Annotated in this window: 15 protein-coding genes; 3 read left to right on the plus strand and 12 right to left on the minus strand. The window is 58.7% G+C overall.

Going from position 1 to position 16,447, the window contains the following annotated elements; all coding sequences use genetic code 11:
• Positions 1–51 precede the first annotated feature (51 nt).
• Complete coding sequence (gene rfbB, locus AADW57_RS16235; RefSeq protein WP_341667919.1) at positions 52–1,146, plus strand: dTDP-glucose 4,6-dehydratase; 1,095 nt, start codon at positions 52–54, stop codon at positions 1,144–1,146.
• Positions 1,147–1,296: 150 nt separating this feature from the next.
• The gene (locus AADW57_RS16240; RefSeq protein ID WP_341667920.1) at positions 1,297–1,875 is read left to right on the plus strand and encodes a GIY-YIG nuclease family protein; all 579 of its coding nucleotides are present in this window, start codon (positions 1,297–1,299) and stop codon (positions 1,873–1,875) included.
• Positions 1,876–1,948: 73 nt separating this feature from the next.
• Here the strand turns inward: AADW57_RS16240 and AADW57_RS16245 are convergent, their stop codons facing one another.
• The 7 genes from AADW57_RS16245 to AADW57_RS16275 form a co-directional block, all read right to left on the minus strand.
• Positions 1,949–3,274 carry a DNA cytosine methyltransferase gene (locus tag AADW57_RS16245; protein WP_341667921.1) on the minus strand — a complete coding sequence of 442 codons (1,326 nt, stop codon included), beginning with the start codon at positions 3,272–3,274 and terminating at the stop codon, positions 1,949–1,951.
• A 150-nt stretch (positions 3,275–3,424) separates the two neighbouring features.
• Complete coding sequence (locus AADW57_RS16250; RefSeq protein ID WP_341667922.1) at positions 3,425–4,465, minus strand: AbrB family transcriptional regulator; 1,041 nt, start codon at positions 4,463–4,465, stop codon at positions 3,425–3,427.
• A 76-nt stretch (positions 4,466–4,541) separates the two neighbouring features.
• The gene (locus tag AADW57_RS16255) at positions 4,542–6,056 is read right to left on the minus strand and encodes a tripartite tricarboxylate transporter permease (protein ID WP_341667923.1); all 1,515 of its coding nucleotides are present in this window, start codon (positions 6,054–6,056) and stop codon (positions 4,542–4,544) included.
• A complete protein-coding gene (locus tag AADW57_RS16260) occupies positions 6,053–6,490 on the minus strand; it encodes a tripartite tricarboxylate transporter TctB family protein (RefSeq protein WP_445819211.1) in 438 nt (145 codons plus the stop codon). Before AADW57_RS16260 ends, AADW57_RS16255 begins: the two co-directional genes overlap by 4 nt.
• 94 nt (positions 6,491–6,584) lie before the next feature.
• A complete protein-coding gene (locus AADW57_RS16265; RefSeq protein WP_341667925.1) occupies positions 6,585–7,577 on the minus strand; it encodes a Bug family tripartite tricarboxylate transporter substrate binding protein in 993 nt (330 codons plus the stop codon).
• A 127-nt stretch (positions 7,578–7,704) separates the two neighbouring features.
• A complete protein-coding gene (locus AADW57_RS16270; RefSeq protein WP_341667926.1) occupies positions 7,705–9,108 on the minus strand; it encodes a sensor histidine kinase in 1,404 nt (467 codons plus the stop codon).
• Between the two features lie 39 nt (positions 9,109–9,147).
• On the minus strand, positions 9,148–9,831 hold the full coding sequence (locus tag AADW57_RS16275) for a response regulator (protein ID WP_341667927.1): 684 nt from the start codon (positions 9,829–9,831) through the stop codon (positions 9,148–9,150).
• A 164-nt stretch (positions 9,832–9,995) separates the two neighbouring features.
• Here AADW57_RS16275 and AADW57_RS16280 point away from each other — a divergent pair, with 164 nt between their 5' ends.
• Positions 9,996–11,033, plus strand: a complete 1,038-nt coding sequence (locus tag AADW57_RS16280; RefSeq protein WP_341667928.1) for an NUDIX domain-containing protein — start codon at positions 9,996–9,998, stop codon at positions 11,031–11,033.
• 323 nt (positions 11,034–11,356) lie between these two features.
• Here the strand turns inward: AADW57_RS16280 and AADW57_RS16285 are convergent, their stop codons facing one another.
• Genes AADW57_RS16285 through AADW57_RS16305 form a run of 5 tightly spaced genes read right to left on the minus strand, consistent with a single transcriptional unit; the run spans position 11,357 to position 16,386 of the window.
• On the minus strand, positions 11,357–13,462 hold the full coding sequence (locus AADW57_RS16285; protein ID WP_341667929.1) for a TonB-dependent receptor family protein: 2,106 nt from the start codon (positions 13,460–13,462) through the stop codon (positions 11,357–11,359).
• A gap of 24 nt (positions 13,463–13,486) precedes the next feature.
• Complete coding sequence (locus AADW57_RS16290; RefSeq protein WP_341667930.1) at positions 13,487–13,927, minus strand: CopD family copper resistance protein; 441 nt, start codon at positions 13,925–13,927, stop codon at positions 13,487–13,489.
• On the minus strand, positions 13,924–14,625 hold the full coding sequence (locus tag AADW57_RS16295) for an ABC transporter ATP-binding protein (protein WP_341667931.1): 702 nt from the start codon (positions 14,623–14,625) through the stop codon (positions 13,924–13,926). Before AADW57_RS16295 ends, AADW57_RS16290 begins: the two co-directional genes overlap by 4 nt.
• Positions 14,618–15,403: an ABC transporter permease gene (locus tag AADW57_RS16300; RefSeq protein ID WP_341667932.1), complete on the minus strand. Its 786-nt coding sequence runs from the start codon at positions 15,401–15,403 to the stop codon at positions 14,618–14,620. Before AADW57_RS16300 ends, AADW57_RS16295 begins: the two co-directional genes overlap by 8 nt.
• Positions 15,400–16,386, minus strand: coding sequence for an ABC transporter substrate-binding protein (locus tag AADW57_RS16305; protein WP_341667933.1), 987 nt, complete (start codon positions 16,384–16,386; stop codon positions 15,400–15,402). The genes AADW57_RS16300 and AADW57_RS16305 overlap by 4 nt, the downstream gene beginning before the upstream one ends.
• Positions 16,387–16,447: the final 61 nt, after the last annotated feature.

A 16,447-nucleotide genomic window follows, 5' to 3' on the forward strand; every position in this document is an offset into this window, starting at 1 on the left:
CACACAGTCATTCGCACTGTCATGACCGACCAGCACAACGCCGAAAATCCCATGAAAATCCTGATCACCGGAGGAGCCGGTTTTATCGGCTCGGCGGTCATCCGCCACCTCATCCAGCACACAGACCATCACGTCATCAACGTCGATAAACTGACTTACGCGGGCAATCTTGCCAATCTGCGCGACATAGCCGGTTCAGACCGTTATGCGTTTGAACAGATCGATATCTGCGACCGTGATGCCCTGGAGCGCGTATTCGGCCTACATCAGCCAGACGCGATCATGCATTTGGCAGCGGAAAGTCACGTCGACAAATCAATCGATGGTCCCGCCGCCTTTATGGAAACCAATATTCTCGGGACGTACCATCTGCTCGAGACGGCTCGTCAATATTGGCAAAAGCTGGATAATCACGCCCAGCAACAGTTTCGCTTCCACCATGTATCCACCGACGAGGTTTACGGCGATCTGCCTCATCCTTCGTATGTCCATGGCGCAGAGCACATCCTGTTTACTGAATCCACGGCATACGCCCCCAGCAGCCCATATTCAGCCAGCAAAGCCAGCTCCGATCATTTGGTTCGCGCATGGATGCGGACCTACGGACTTCCGACCCTGATCAGCAACTGCTCCAACAACTACGGCCCATTTCACTTTCCTGAAAAATTAATTCCACTCACCATTCTGAATGCCCTAAACGGAAAGCTGTTGCCGGTATACGGAAATGGGGAGCAGATCCGTGACTGGCTGTATGTCGAGGACCATGCCCGTGCCCTCTGTCTCGTGCTGACCGAAGGCAAAGTCGGAGAAACCTACAACATAGGCGGCCACAACGAGAAACAGAACATAGACGTGGTTCGCACGGTGTGCGATGTCTTGCAGGAACTTGCCCCCCCCGATACAACCTTCCCCGTCAGTCATTATCGAGAGCTCATTACCCATGTCCAGGATCGCCCTGGCCATGACCGCCGCTATGCAATTGATGCCAGCAAAATAAAAAATGAACTGGGCTGGACGCCGAGCGAAAGTTTCGACACAGGTATACGCAAAACAGTGCAATGGTATCTGGATAACCTAGCCTGGAGCCAGGTAATACGAAACGGCGACTATAAGCGCGAGGGTTTGCAGACAACAAACCACCTATAACTCGGCGTGCAGGATTGAATGCCCCGGCAGAGCCTGTTCGATTCTGCTGCCACCGCATATAAGCTGCTCTCGGTCCCGTTACACTAGAACTGGGGCATGCCGAGTGACACCACGCTCTTGGCACTGACATATACGGGTTGAAATCGAAAGATGACGGATTTTGCGTTCAGGAAAAATGCGGTCAAGACACTGACCAGCCGGATCGGGGTGTATGTGCTGTGCGATCTGGACAATGTGCCTATATATGTCGGTCAATCCAAGGATGGGATTCGCCGCCGAGTAGCCAGACACCTGACGTCCGCACGGTCAGACATTATTGCCAACAGACAGATTGATGTCTGGGAGATTGCCTATGTTTGGGCCTACCCTGTCGATTCAGTCGCTGGAATTGATGATCTTGAAGCCCTGCTCTTTCATGCTTTCAATCCGCGTTCGCCCTTGATGAATGGGACTGTCCCCAAATACAACGTCAACAGGATACCGCCTAATCCATCACAAATAGTCCAAGTTATGACGGATGACGAAATCCGCAAACGTCAGGACGCAAGCCAACGCTTACCCCGTCAGGCCGTCCATTACGCGCAATTGGTCGATCATTTTCTGACCGTCAAGAATTCACCGCAAATAGCGCGCGCCTTGGATGCCCATTTTGAACGACTGCAAAAGTATCACAAAACGCTGTTTGGGTTCGCGGATACCCAGACCGACGAAAACGGTAACAACGGCTGACTCCCCCCCTGACTGGTTGACTGGGCATCAATAAAAACGCCACGGTCTGCTGATTCGCACCAAGAACAGGGAATTAAGCCAGAATCGGCTCAAAAAGGCAGTGTGCCAAGTGCCGCACGACAGGCACCGCAACGCCGTCGCCGGCCACATGATAGGCATCGTTGTAATTGCCGGGCAGTTGGTAACTATCGTCTAAGCCCATCAAACGGGCCGCCTCTCGGGGGGACAGTAGGCGTGACCGAATAGTATCGCCTTCGACCAATAAAATACTTTGTCGGCTTGACCCGCCGGCCGGGGTACGCAAACAACCGGCCAGGTCATCGAACCTGACCTCGGCGCGTTGCACCTTATGGCCCTGTTCGTCCAGACGGGTGCGTTTGTACAAGCCACCTACCTTGCGCTGACCTGATTTCTGCACAGCCCGCACCTTGGCAAGGTTGGTCGGACTCATCATGCCCAACAATTGCTGCGTTTTCTCGGCACTGTCCCACGTCACGCCCTGGGGGTTCTCTTCGATGATCGCCGTAAAGGTGTTGACCGGCGTCCACGGCATGGGCAAAGCCCACCACACCCACAATTTCTGCGCTGCCGGGCACAGTCCGGCATAAGCGCTGACCATACGCGCGGGATGCCAAGGCTCGACAGGGCCCGGCGACATCAGCGACGGCGCAATATCGACTTGCGTCCGAACCGCCACAATAAACACGCGCGGACGAGACTGCGGCACGAAGTAACATGCATCAATCACCATGGCACCGAAACGGTACCCGGCCTCCGCCAGTACGGAGCCGATTGCAGCAAAATCTTGGCCCTGATTAGAAGTCAGCACGCCATAGACGTTTTCCAGCACAATCACGGTGGGCGCTCTGCCTTCGTCCATCAGGTTTTGCATCAGGCCCCAAAAAGGCCAAAACGTGCCCGAGCGCGTTTGCTGTGCATCCAGCGCGCGCCCTATTCCTTTATAAGCGCCTGCCAAGGATAAGTCCTGACACGGAAACGATGCCCAGACAAGATCGGCTTGTTCCGGCAATTGCTCGGATGTGACCGTATTGACATCCTGCACCAGCAAGTCCAGGCCACCGTTCCAGTTGTCGCGATACACCCGGCTTTTCATCGGACTGATGTCGTTAGCGAACAGGCAATCCCAGTTAGGCCCCAGTCCTGCCCTGGCCATGCCGCCGCCGGCGAAAAATTCGTAGAAGCGGCGACCTGGACGGGCAGAACGAATCGCTTGATCCTGCCCAGGCTGCGTATCGCGCTGAATTTTCTCTTCGACTGCTTTCGCAATCCAGGTGTTCATGGTTACTTTACCGCCGTCCGAACGGCACAAGTCGTCGATCAGCTCGCGCTGTTTCTGCGTCAAGCGAAGACTTGTACGGTAAGGAGGGAGTTGACTCATTGAGTATCCAAAAAATGGCGCCAAATTTAGGCTCCACTAAGGATACCGTGCTGAGCCGCACTGTCAACGACAACACGCGGTCATTTCAGACTACGCCGATCGTGTTCGAGCATTGCGGCATGGATCGCGAGCCTGCCGGATCAATCAAGATCATGCAAAACGCTTGAGCCTGTCCAGTGCTTTGTATAAAGGTCCGGTCAGCACCAGCACGAAGATCATGCGCGCCACTTGAAACGCAGTGACCAGGGGCGCGCCCAACTGCAGAACCTTAGCCGTGATGGCCATTTCGGCAATCCCGCCGGGGCTGACACCCAGGATCAGCGTGGGATAAGGGATGTCGGAAATACGAAACAACACATAGGCGAAACCGAATGCCAGGGACAAGTTCAATAGATTGCTGACCGCTACCACGCCTAGATAGCGTGGTGCGCGACGAAAAAAGTCAGGGCCGAACTTATCGCCTAATGCCCAACCTATGCACAGTTGCCCCAGATTGGATACTTCTACCGGCAGACCCGACAGCAGCACGTCGTTATACGTCAGCACGCCCACGACCAGCAACGGCCCCAAGACCCAGGGATTAGGCAAACGCAGTACCTGAAACAAGCCGCCGCCTGCGCTGCTCAGCAGTATCAGCAATGCCAGGCCGGGCACATCCAGAAAGTCGGCCCGCACTGCTGCGCCGGACTGTGTTCCCTGGAACTGCAAAGCCTCGAACACGAATGGAATGATGAGCACGATCATCAGCACCCGCAAGCCGTGTGCCGAGGCGACCAGATCGGGGCGCGCGCCATAGTGTTCGGCCAGGCTGGTCATTTCGCTGGCCCCGCCGACGGCGCTGGCAAACCATGCGGTCCGCAGATCGGTTCCAGCAAAGCGGGTCAATGCCAGCGTACCCAAGCAGCACAACACCAGAGCAAACAGCATGCCCAGCGCAATGAACGGCGCATTGCCGCCAATCAAACGCACCATAGAGGGCGTAAAGAACAGGCCCAACGACGCCCCGATGACCCACTGCCCCGCATTGCGCGCTACCGGCAAGCACATACCGGGACTGCCGGCCATCTTGGTGGCTGCGGTCAGTATCAACGCACCCAACATCCAGGGCAGAGGCATTGCCAGCCAAGTAGCCACCCATGCCCCGAGCAAGGCAACGCTAAAACCAATGGCGATTCGAATCCAGATACTCATCCGCATATAGCAAAGCCAGGCTCAGTCCTGGCATGTTCTCCCAAAAATGGCCCCAGTACCGAGCCGGGGCCTACAGTCAGGTCTCTGCGGATCGACGGGCCAAACGCCGAAGCACAAGGGGTCCCAGGCTGACCAGAGCCGCCGCAACCCATAGCCCGATGGACACTGGACTTTCGAACAGAATGCCGATCTCGCCGTTAGTGATGGATAGGGCACGCCGCAGATTCTGCTCCATCATATTACCCAGCACCACGCCCAGCACCATAGGAGCCATAGGCACATTCATTTTGCGCAGAAAATACCCCAACACCCCTACCCCGACTACCAGCGCCAGATCGAAGGTCGTACCGTTGATGGCATACACGCCAATGTAGCTGATGGCCAAAATCCCCGGCACCAACAAACGCGGTGGTATCGCCAGCATGGACGCAAACACCCGCACCAAGGGCACATTCATCAAGAACAGCATGATGTTGGCCACGAATAAAGAGGCAATCAGTCCCCAGACAATCTGCGGCTGAGACTCGAACAGGACAGGACCGGGCGTGATGTTGTAGAGCGTCAGTGCCCCCATCATGACAGCGGTCGTCCCCGAACCGGGCACACCCAGCGTCAGCATAGGAATGAAAGAGCCTGTCGCGGCACTGTTATTGGCGGCCTCCGGCGTGGCCAGACCGCGCAGATCGCCCTGCCCGAAGGTGGCATTAGGGTCTTTGCCTTCGATGTATTTTTTCTCGTTGGCATAGGCCACGGCAGAGGCCACGCTGGCACCGGCTCCGGGCAAGATACCGATGAAAAAACCCAACACGCCGCCACGTACGGTGCTCCACCAGGTCAGCGCCAATTCGCGCAGATTAAACAACTTGCGTTCGCTCTTGGGCACCGTGATGGATACCCCTCCCAACAGGTTTTCCAGCATCTGCAGCATCTCGGCCACGGCGAACAAGCCGATGACCACCACTACGAAGTCGATGCCGTCGGCCAGATTGGGAATATCGAAGCTATAGCGATAGACACCTGAATTGGCATCGACACCGACAGTGGATATAAACAAGCCCAACATCGCCGCCAGAATGCCTTTGACAGGCTCATCGCCAAGCAAGCTGGTCAAGGCGCAGAACGCGAACACCATCAGTACGAAATATTCTGCTGGCCCAAACGCCACTGCCCAATTGGCCAACATAGGGGCCAACATGACGATCCCAAAGATCGCAATGGTCGAACCGATGAATGAAGCAAATGCCGACAGGGACAACGCCACGCTCGCCATGCCTTTGCGCGCCAGTGGATAGCCGTCCAGCGTGGTCATGACGGCTGCGGCCTCGCCCGGCACATTGATCAGAATAGACGTGATGCGCCCGCCATACTCAGCCCCCACATAGACGGCTGCCAACAGGATCAACGCCGACTCGGGCGGCAGCTTCATCGCAAAAGCGATGGGCACCAACATGGCCACGCCATTGATAGGCCCCAGCCCCGGCAATACTCCCACGATCGTGCCGATAAACGCGCCAACGGCGGCGACCAGCAGATTCAAGCCGGAAAAAGCGACCCCGAAACCAATGCTTAAATAATCCAGGATCGCGCTCACAGCCATTCTCCCAGGATGCCTTGCGGCAGGACCACATCCAGGCCCAGATCAAACAGAACAAACAACCCCGCCCCCATCCCAACGCCGCCCAGCACGGCCTGCTTCCAGGAACCGCCGAACAAGCGTCCTACCAAGGTCGCCATCAACGCGGTCGAGACGATGAAACCCAGCCACTGAAAAAGACAGGCATAGCCGGCCAGATACGCAACCATCAGCAAGATGCGGCCATTCGCGCCGGGCGGGTTAGGCTGCACCTGCCCGCCTCCCTTGATCACCAGACGCAGGCCACACAAAGCAATGATCAGCGCCACCAGCAATGGGAACGCTTTAGGCCCGACGGGTTCATAAGAGAAAGGCGGTTCTAGGTCGTAACCAAAGGCAGTGATCAAGGCGGCGGCCGCCAGCGCGCCCACGCCCAGAACGCGATCGTTCAGCGTCATGTTGGAATCTCCGGAATCACCCGCAACAAGATAGCGGGCAGGCGGTGTGTACCCGGCGCATCAGCAACCGGGCAAACACTGTAAAGACTTACTTCTTGATCAGGCCGAACGAATCGGCCAATTCGCGGTACTGCACCACCCGCTCTTTGACATAGCTATCCAGTTCTGCTCCGGCCATATTGAAGGGGAACAGTCCTTGTTGCTTTTGCAGGCGGGCGAACTCGGGGGTTTTCATCAACTGCTCAAACGCATTGACCCACCATTGATACTGTTCGTCCGACACCTTGGGCCCGACATAAAAGCCGCGGATAATCGGCCACTCGATATCGAAGCCCTGCTCTTTGGCCGTCGGGATGTCGGCCAGCGCACCATCCAGACGCTTATCGTTGAACACGGCCAGCACCCGGATAGGCGCGCCGCCTTCCAGCATGGTGTAGGCTTCGGCCGCATCACCCATATAGGCCTGGATATGACCGCCGCGCAAAGCCGTCATGGCCTCGCCGCCGCCCTCAAAAGCAACAAAGCGCATTTTGCGGAAATCCACATCGGCGGCGCGCGCCGTCAGGGCGGCCTTCATCCAATCCTGTCCGCCGACCGAGCCGCCCGCACCCAGCACTATCTTGGTGGGATCGGCCTTGAACGCGGCCATCAGCGACTTCAGATCCGTAAAGGGCGCATCATTGCGCACGATCGCAACACCATAATCGCTCCCGATGGCTGCCAACCAGCGCACATCGTCCACGGAATATTTGCCGAACTTACCCTGGGCAAGATTCAACAACGACCCACCTGAGAAAGCAGCGATTGCATTGCCATCGCCTGGACGCTGGGCCACGATATGGTTGTACGCCACCGCTCCGACGCCGCCGGGCATATACACCGTCCGCATGGGCTGCTCCAGCAAGCCGGTCTCCAGGAATCCGTTCAAGGCCACGCGGCAGGTCAAGTCAAAGCCGCCGCCCGGCTGGGCCGGAGCAATGCACTCGGGTTTGGCCGGCTGCTGCGCTTGCACGCTTGAGAACGCTCCCAGGCCAATCACGCCGGCCGCCAATAGTGCTCGCAGTTTCATAGGAACCATCATTCATCGCCTCCAGTGGGGTAGTCGTCGTTGTAATGCCTGCGACCTTACCGGAGCAAAGCTTTCGCCTACCTTTCAGTTGGCGCAAAAAATGCCTGGCACAAGGGTATACCCTGAAACATCGGCCCGCTTAGGGCAGCGCGTCAAACTCCAGCAACACCGTCAAGCCCCGTCCATCCGGACCTGGCTGCAGGCTCAGGCGCGCATCATGAATCTGAGCAATCGCCTGCACAATGGCCAAGCCCAAACCCGACCCCTGCATGGCCTTGCCGGCCTGCCCGCGCCGAAAGCGATGGCCCGCCTTGGCCAGATCGTCAGGGCTCATGCCAGGGCCATCATCATCCACACGCAATACACACACACGCCCGTTCTGGTACACAGATACCGTAATACAAGCTTGCGGAGGGCAGTATTTGATCGCGTTGCTCAGTACATTGCTCAAGGCCTGCTGCAACAGCCACGCGACGCCTGAAACCCGTACGGGATGATCGGGTGCCTCCAGGCCCAAATCCTGTCTGCGGCTACGTGCCAAGCCCCACAACTCGTCCATGACCTCGGCGGCCACCCGGCACAAATCCACACTGCCCCGCGCCGCCTTGGCCCGCAACTGCTCGGCGACATCGCGCACCCGCGACAAGGCCACCATTTGATGGGTCATCTGCACGGTATTATTCAAACGCTGCTGGATCGCCTGTAACACCTCTTGCATTTCATCGCTCTGCGCCAGGGTCTGTGCATAATCGACCTGCGTCAGCAAAACCGCCAACGGTGTCTTGAGCTGATGCGACGCATCATCCAGAAACTGCTGCTGCTCACGCGATTTACGCGCATAGCGATCCAGGTGCAAATTGATGGTCTGCACCAACGGACGCACCTCGCGCGGCAAGCTGCGCTGGTCGATGGGCTCCAGATTGTCATAGGAGCGATGCCGCACATCTGCGCTGATCTTGCGCAGCGGACGCAGCGCCAACAGCGTTCCGGCCAATATCAACAACATAAAGACCCCCAGGACGGCCAAGTCCTGAAGCAAGTTCTGGATAAGGACGTTGCGGATGAACTCATTCCGTCCGCTGACGTTCTCGCCAGCCTGGATCAGGATACGGCTGTCCTGATAGGTCTGCAGGCGTTCACCCGACTCCAATGCAACAGTAGCAATTCGCAATGGCTCGCCCAGATAGTCGGCGTTGTAAAACACCGGCCGGTTGCTGCTCAAACCATCTGGCGGCAGCGGCATGCCCGTAAAACCGATTTCCGACAAACCATCCTCGGTGGCGACACGGAAATACATATGCCCCCGGATGGTGTACTCCATATACTCCATCATGTAATAGGACTGTTCCATAGCCAGACCACCGCTGATGGTGCGCACATTTGCTTCCATGGACTTCAGCGCGCCGGCCAGCGCCCGGTCAAATGCGGCGTTGACCTGTTCCTTGAGCTCTATGCTAGATAGGGTCAGCGAGACACCGGACGTCAGCAAGGCGGCAGGAATCAGCATGGACAGCAAGGTACGGCGCAAGCTGCTCAAAGCCATGACCACCCTCCCCTAAACAGGCGCACAAGACGGCCACCGCTAGCGCACATCGTCCACCACGGGTTCCAAGCAATAGCCTACCCCGCGCAAGGTCACAATCTGCACCTGCGACGGCTGTAGTTTTTTGCGCAAACGGTGAATCAGCACTTCAATCGCCTCGATGTTGATATCGTCCTCGCCCTGGTCGTTGAGCCGGTCCAAAATGAACTGCTTATTGACCGGTTCGCCGCTGCGTTGAATCAGTATGCGCAATACCGCGCCTTCGCGCGGCGACACAGACAACAGCGCACCATCCAACGTAAAGCGCTGGGCTGCCATATCGTAGACCAGACCGGCGCAAGCCATGCGCGGCTTGTCCTTGCCGCGACTACGGCGGATCAGGGCATGCAAGCGCGCCACCAACTCTTCGATGCGAAAAGGCTTGGACAAAAAGTCGTCGGCACCGCACTCCAGCGTCTCCACCCGCTCCTGCAAGGAGTCGCGCGCCGTCAGAATCAGCACTGGAGTGCGGTTGTCCTGGCCGCGCAAACGCGCCAGCAACGTGCGTCCGTCCAATCCGGGCAGCCCCAAATCCAAGACCAACGCGTCGAACTCCTCGACCTGCAATCGGCGGTGGGCGACCAGGCCATCGTTGGACCATTCGACCGAAAACCCCTTTTTCTGTAGGCTGCGCGTCAGCCACAGAGCCAGGTCCGGTTCATCTTCAATCAGCAAAATACGCATGAAAATAGTCAGAAAGACAAAACTGCAACAAGCCCCATAGTACGACCTGGCCGGACCAGGGCAAGTCCGACCAGCAGCTTGCAATCTGACCCTGTCCCTGCCTACCCATGCCAAAAAAACGTATAGTGACCTTTTTTGACCGACCGCCGCAACAGGGACCATCCATGCGTAACACGCACTCCATCGCCGTACTCATCGGCCGCTGGCAACTGCCCCACATGGCCCATCTGGCCCTGCTTCGTACTGCCCTGGAGCAGGCCGACAGCGTGGTCGTGGTGATCACATCGGCCTGGCGTTCCCGCAACCCCAGAAACCCGTTCAGCGCCTCCGAGCGGCAGGCCATGATAGACAGCATGCTGGACGACGACCAGCGCTCGCGCGTGCGCTTTGTGCCAGTACGCGATTACAGCGACGAGCGGCGCTGGATACAAGCGGTGCGGCACGGCGTACAGGCCCAAGCACCCGGCGCACGGCCAGACATTGTGCTGATCGGTGCCGACAGGAACGAATCCAGCCGCTATCTGGAACTGTTTCCCGACTGGCGCTTTCTGGGCGCAGGCAGCGCTCTGGCGGTGCGCGCCACCGCCTTGCGCGATGCGTTCTTCAGCGAAGGCGATTTTGCCCGCGTGCTGGCCCCGTATGTACACCCCAGCGTCATAGCCTACCTACAAGCCTGGAAAAACCTGCCCGACTACCAAACGCAACTGACCGAAAAAAAAGCCGTAGACAACTATAAATCCATCTACACCGGTCCCTGCTACCTGACGGCGGACTGCGTGCTGGAAGTCAACCGGCATGTCCTGCTGATCCGTCGTGGCGGCACCATTGGACATGGTCAATGGGCGCTGCCCGGCGGCTTCGTTGATCCACATGAGACATTTTACCAGGCGGCCCTGCGCGAACTGGCCGAAGAAACCAGCTACAAACCCATGAAAGCCACGATGGACGCAGCCTTGCTGGATCAGGCTGTTTTCGATGACCCGATACGCAGCCCGCGCGGCCGCCTGGTCACCACGGCCTTCTACTTTCGCCAGACCCTGGACCGCCTTCCCGATGTGCGCGGCCAAGACGACGCCAAACAAGCCGCCTGGTGGCCTGTGGCGCAACTATCGCAGATCGAGGATGAACTGTTCGAGGACCATGCCCTGATCCTGGACCGATTCATCCCTTTCATGGACGCTGCTGCAGCCCACCACCAGTAGGCCACACGCGACCAGGGGCGTAGCGGCGCAGCAAACGCTCTCCCCCTGGCCCGCCGATACACGCCAGGAGCGTATCCGCACTACCGTACTAAAAGGTGCTTCGGGAGATGTCGGGGATTCCTTCGTAGTGGGCGGGCCGTTTGGGCCAAACGGCAAGGCGTCCACGTACGCCATACAAGGCATCAGCCATCCGCCGGAGTTAATGGCGCGCGCGGGCAAGCCATCAGCACCGTCCGAGCTTGCTGCGCCTTGAATGGCGTCTGCAAAAAACCAGCTCCTCATCGGCCTGGTAAATTGACGCTCGGAATTCTTCGAGAAACCTATTAAAAAGCGTAGCGCAAGCCGCCAAAGAAACTGCGTCCATTGCCGGGCAGATACGTGGGCATGGCGACCGTTGCGGAACGCCGGATGGCATAACTGCTGGCATAGGTCTTGTCGAAGATGTTGTCGGCCATCAGGTAGGCGCTCCAGTGCTTGCCGTGCTGATAATCCACCTTGAAGCCCCAGATAGCGTAGGCATCCTGCTGCGTTCCGGCCACGTTCTGATGATTGGTGGGTGTATCGGAGGCCAGCCAGCGCACATTGGGCCCCAGACGCCAGCCACCCCGGCGATACAGCAGCTCGGCGCTAAGCAGGTGGCGCGGCACGCCCGCAATCCGATTGCCTGCGTATTCGCCCCCGCGAAAGCGAAAATCGCTATAGGTATAAGACAGGCGGTAATCCAGCCAAGCGCTGCCCGGCGCAGGCAAAGAGCCGTTCAGGCCGGCTTCCAGTCCCTGGTGACGGGTCCGGTCGCCATAGTTAAAGGTAATGGATGAGGTGCCGATGGCATCGCTGACCGCCATCAATTCATCCTTGACGGTGCTGCGGTACACCGTCAGCGACCAGTCCACTGCCGATGTGCCGCTGCCCAGCCGTCCGGCCCCGCCCAGCTCCACCGTCGTGGCTTTCTGCACCTGCAAGGCAGTCAGGCCGGTCACGGCAGAACGTACATTCATGGGCTGCGGAACCTCGGCCGAGATGATCTCCCAGTAGGTCGGTGCTTCGTGACTGCGGCTGACATTGGCAAACAGACGCAGATCCTGGGCAGGTTGCCAGATCAGGCCCAACTTGGGGCTGGCGTAGGACCACTTCTGATCCAGCGCCTGACCGCTCAAACGGTTGCGCGCATCCCGAATAGCCTGGCTGTATTTCAGATCGCCCACCAGCGTCCATTGCCGCGCAAAGCGCCATCCCAGGCTCAGCAACGCATTACGATTTTCGGCACGCAGGCGGTAGTCACCGAAGAACAGCGCCCGGCTGCCATTGGCCGGGCTGACCGCATAGAGCTCCCGATCCATATCGCTGCGTGCCCAATCCAGCGCCACACGGTAATCCACCACCCCTGTCTGACCAGCCAACTGCCATTGCGCGCCGTAGGTATGCCCTTTGGTGGGCGAGGAGACCTGCGGATTGGTAAAGGTATCGTCGACCGTCTGCCAGTACACCCCGGCGGTCTGGTTCAGAGCCTGTGTGCCCCAATAGCTCCGGTTGGCCAAGCGCCATTGCGTAGCCTTGCGGTTCGGATCTCGTCGGTAAATATTATTGATCCGATCCAGTGGCTGCTGCTCATCGCCCAGAACACTTTGCGGGTCGCGGTACAGACGCTCGCGCGGGACGACGTTGGGAATATCGAACTTCAGGTCCACATAGGACAGGTAGCTGCGGTTTTCGAACTGCCCGCGCCGAAAGCCTAGATTGCCCTGCACGCTGGTACGCTCCGAGGACGAATGATGGCGATAGCCATCGGCCTTATCGTGGCTCAGAGCCAGACGGCCATCCATCGTGTCGGTCTGAAAACCCTTGCCCGCATGCAGCCCCAAACGCCCGTAGCTACCCCCCTCCACGCTCAGGACATCGCCTTGCGTGCCGGTCAAGGACTGAAAGTCCAACTCTCCGCCCAGGGTCGTGGCTCCCGCCGACAATGCATTGGCTCCGCGCCGCACACTGATCAGAGAGGTGTTGCGCGGCTCCAGAAAGCCGATCACAAAAGAGCCGTCTGCTTCATTCAAGGGCAGCCCGTCCTGCATCAGTAGCACGCCCCGGTTGACGGGATTGCTCTGGATGCCCGAGCCGCGAATATTCAGGCGAGGCTGGTCTATGCCACCAAAAAAATCCTGTACCACCAACCCCGGCTGATAATCCAGTGCGTCGCGCAGGGTAACTAAACGCACTTCGGACTGGGGTTGAATCAGATTGGTGCCGCCGGCCACGGCATCCAAGCGGGCCTGCTCATGCCTGAAATCGGCTTGCAAAGCACCTTGACCGACCGGGGCCTTGACCACGACGGGCGACAATGTGGATACCCCGTCCGCCGCCGCAGCGCACGACCAAGCCAAGCCCAGCGCCAAGCCTGTTCCCAGGCGGCGAAATACAAAAGCGTGTGACATCTAGGTTCTCGATAAGGAAATACATTAGCAGTGCAGGTAGAACATGGTTTTGGCCAGCACCACGATGCCGACCATGTGACAGAACACGCTTAGATGGATGCGCTTGAAATGAATGGACTTCATCCGCCCTGTGCTGCGCAGGGTCATGGCCGTCAGAAAATGAGCAAACACGCTCAAGGCCAGCAAAATCTTGATGCTGAGCAACAAGCCCAAAGGGTTATCCAAGGGCTGCGCCAAGGCCTGTCGGTGATGCCAGGCCAGCCCCAAACCGGCGCTGTACAAAACCAACAGCACCCAAGGCATGATCCGGCGTGCCCGGTTGCCGATCGCGATTTCCAGCGTGCGCATGGTGTCACGTGGAATATGACGTCGTATCCCTTCAAGCATCAGGACTTCAAAAAATACGGTACCGATGAAAAACAACGCCGCAAACAGATGCAACAGCAGCAGGACGGGATATGTCATGAGGAAATGCCCTCCGGATTTAGAAGAAGTCGATACAGCCGCTCGGCCAGGTGATCCCGCTGTGCATCGTCCGCCGTGTCCGCCAGGGCAAATCGCTGCACGCTGTCCTTGCCCAGCAGCAAGCAGGCATCGGCCAGGCGCATCAGTTCCTGCGGTTGATGGCTGACATACAACAAAGCCGCGCCACTATCGTCCAGGCAGCCACGGCAGACGTCGGCCAGACTCGCGCGCAGTGCCGGGTCCAAGGCGCTAAAGGGTTCGTCCAACAGCAACAGATCGGGTTGCAGCGCAAAGGCCCGCGCCAGAGAGACGCGTTGCGCCATGCCCCCGGAAAGTTCTCCCGGCCAGGCACCGGCTGCATCGCGCAATTGCACGCGCTCCAACCAATGCAAGGCACGCGTCTGGGCCTGAGCAACGGGCAAACCCGCAGCGCGCAGAGGAATCAAAATATTGTCCAGGACGCTGCGCCAGGGCAGCAGGCGCGCCTGCTGAAACACCAGAACAGGATGACGAAATCGATTGTTGACAACGCCCGAATCGGCACGCAGCCCCCCTGCCGCCAGACGCAGCAAGGTGCTTTTCCCTACCCCGCTGGGGCCCAGCAGCCCCAGACGCTGGCCGGCCCGCAGCTCCAGGCTCAGATCGCGCAGCACACTGCGCCCGCCAAAACCCACACACACCTGACGGAACTCAAGCACGGCTTCCCTCCCGCCACTGCCCCAGACGACGCTGCAAGGGCTGCAACAGCAAAAATTCCAGCGCGGCGACCAACAACAGAATCAACACGATCCAGGCGTACAGCTGGGCGCTGTCGAAGGTACTGCGGGCATTGGCCAGAGCAAAGCCTGCACCGCTCTCCGCGCCCAGCACTTCGGCCATCACGACCAGGCGCACACCACCGCAGGTGGCAATCAGAAGGGCTGCGGTCAATGGCGCGGTCATGGCGGGCAGATAAAGATGCCGCAGACGGTGCCACCAGCCAAAACGGTAAACCCGCGTCATTTCGATCAGTTCGCGGTCCACCTGCTGCATGCCTTTGACGGTATTGACATACATGCCAGGCACCATCATGACCACGGTCATGAAAATCACCATAGCCGAACCCAAACCGAACCAGAGCATGGCCAGGACCACTACTACGACCGGCGGAATCGACATAAGCAGCCAGCGAATGGGTTCGAGCAGGCCCCGCAAGCGCGGGCTGTGGGCGGCCAGCACACCCAGCACAAAGCCGATGGCGCAGCCGCCGCTGACACCAATCGCAATACGCAGCAGACTGTCACCGGCATCGTTCCAAAAATGCGCCGACGCCAGCAAACGCGGAATGGCGCGCGCAGTCTCCAGCGGCGAGGCCATGAGCAAGGGCCCCATCACCATGGCGCTCAGTTGCCAACCCAGCAGCAGTAAGGCGACGCCCGCCACTGCCCAGGCACGGGAGCTGCGGCGGGCCGGACCAGTATGCGATACAGCTGTCATGGCCCGTAGAACCCCACATCGGGCAAACGGCCGCCTATGGCTTGCGGATACGTGTTGCCCAGCAAACCATACAGGGCCTCCAGTTGCGGCCGCAGCTGCAAGGCCGGGCGACTGTCCAGCCGGGTCTGGCGAATGGCCGATTCGATGGCCGGCACTGGAAACTGCGGCAAGTAACGATGCACCATTTGCGCGCATGCCAAAGGCTGCTCCTGGCACCAGGCGGCCGACTGTGCATAGGCACGCTCTACCGCCTGATTAAGTTCGGTATCGTGCGCAATATGCGCATTGGCCATGATGCCTGCCTGGGGCAGTTCGGCCTGCCGTGGAAAGGCCTGACGCCAAGCTTGCTCCAGACTGTCGCCCCGGTACAAAGCCACACCCTGTTCCTTGGCCCGTGACAACAACATGGACACCATAGGTTCCAACAACAGGGCATGCCGTCCCTGACCCGTCAGCATCAAAGCGACGGCATCCTGGACATCGCGGGTACGCCGCAGGCGCACCGGCTCCAGCCCCGCCGAGCGCTGTTGGTCCAGAAGGGTATCGAGCAGCACAGCCGGCAGATCGCGCTGGAAAGGCACCAGCAGTTCCTGGCCGGACAGATCCGCAAAACTGCGCACTTGCGGATCGCGGCTGACCAACCACAGAATGCCCCAGACGGAGATGTTCAACAGTTTGACCGTTTCGCCTTTATTGAACATCAGAGCGGGCACCGTGCTGGGCGCAGCGCTGTAGTCGATTTCTTTTTTGGCCAGCAACACGCGCAACTGGTCCGGGTTTTGCCATAGACGAAATTCCAACTTTCCGACGTGTTCGGCCAGAGCCTGCGTCTCTACCATGTGGATCAATGGGTACGTGACGACCGAACTGGGGCCTGCCAACGTCAGCGACGGATAGCGGGGAGCGGCCTGTGCGCCGCCAAGCAATACTGCGCTGCACGCGATAAACCCGGTCAGCAGGCGACGAAATCGAGAAAATGACATGGATACTCGTATAATGAGAACTATTATCAAATAGAGAGTTTCCCATCATCTGACCACGCCA

The organism is Alcaligenes sp. SDU_A2 (assembly GCF_038237375.1).
Lineage (GTDB): Bacteria > Pseudomonadota > Gammaproteobacteria > Burkholderiales > Burkholderiaceae_B > Alcaligenes.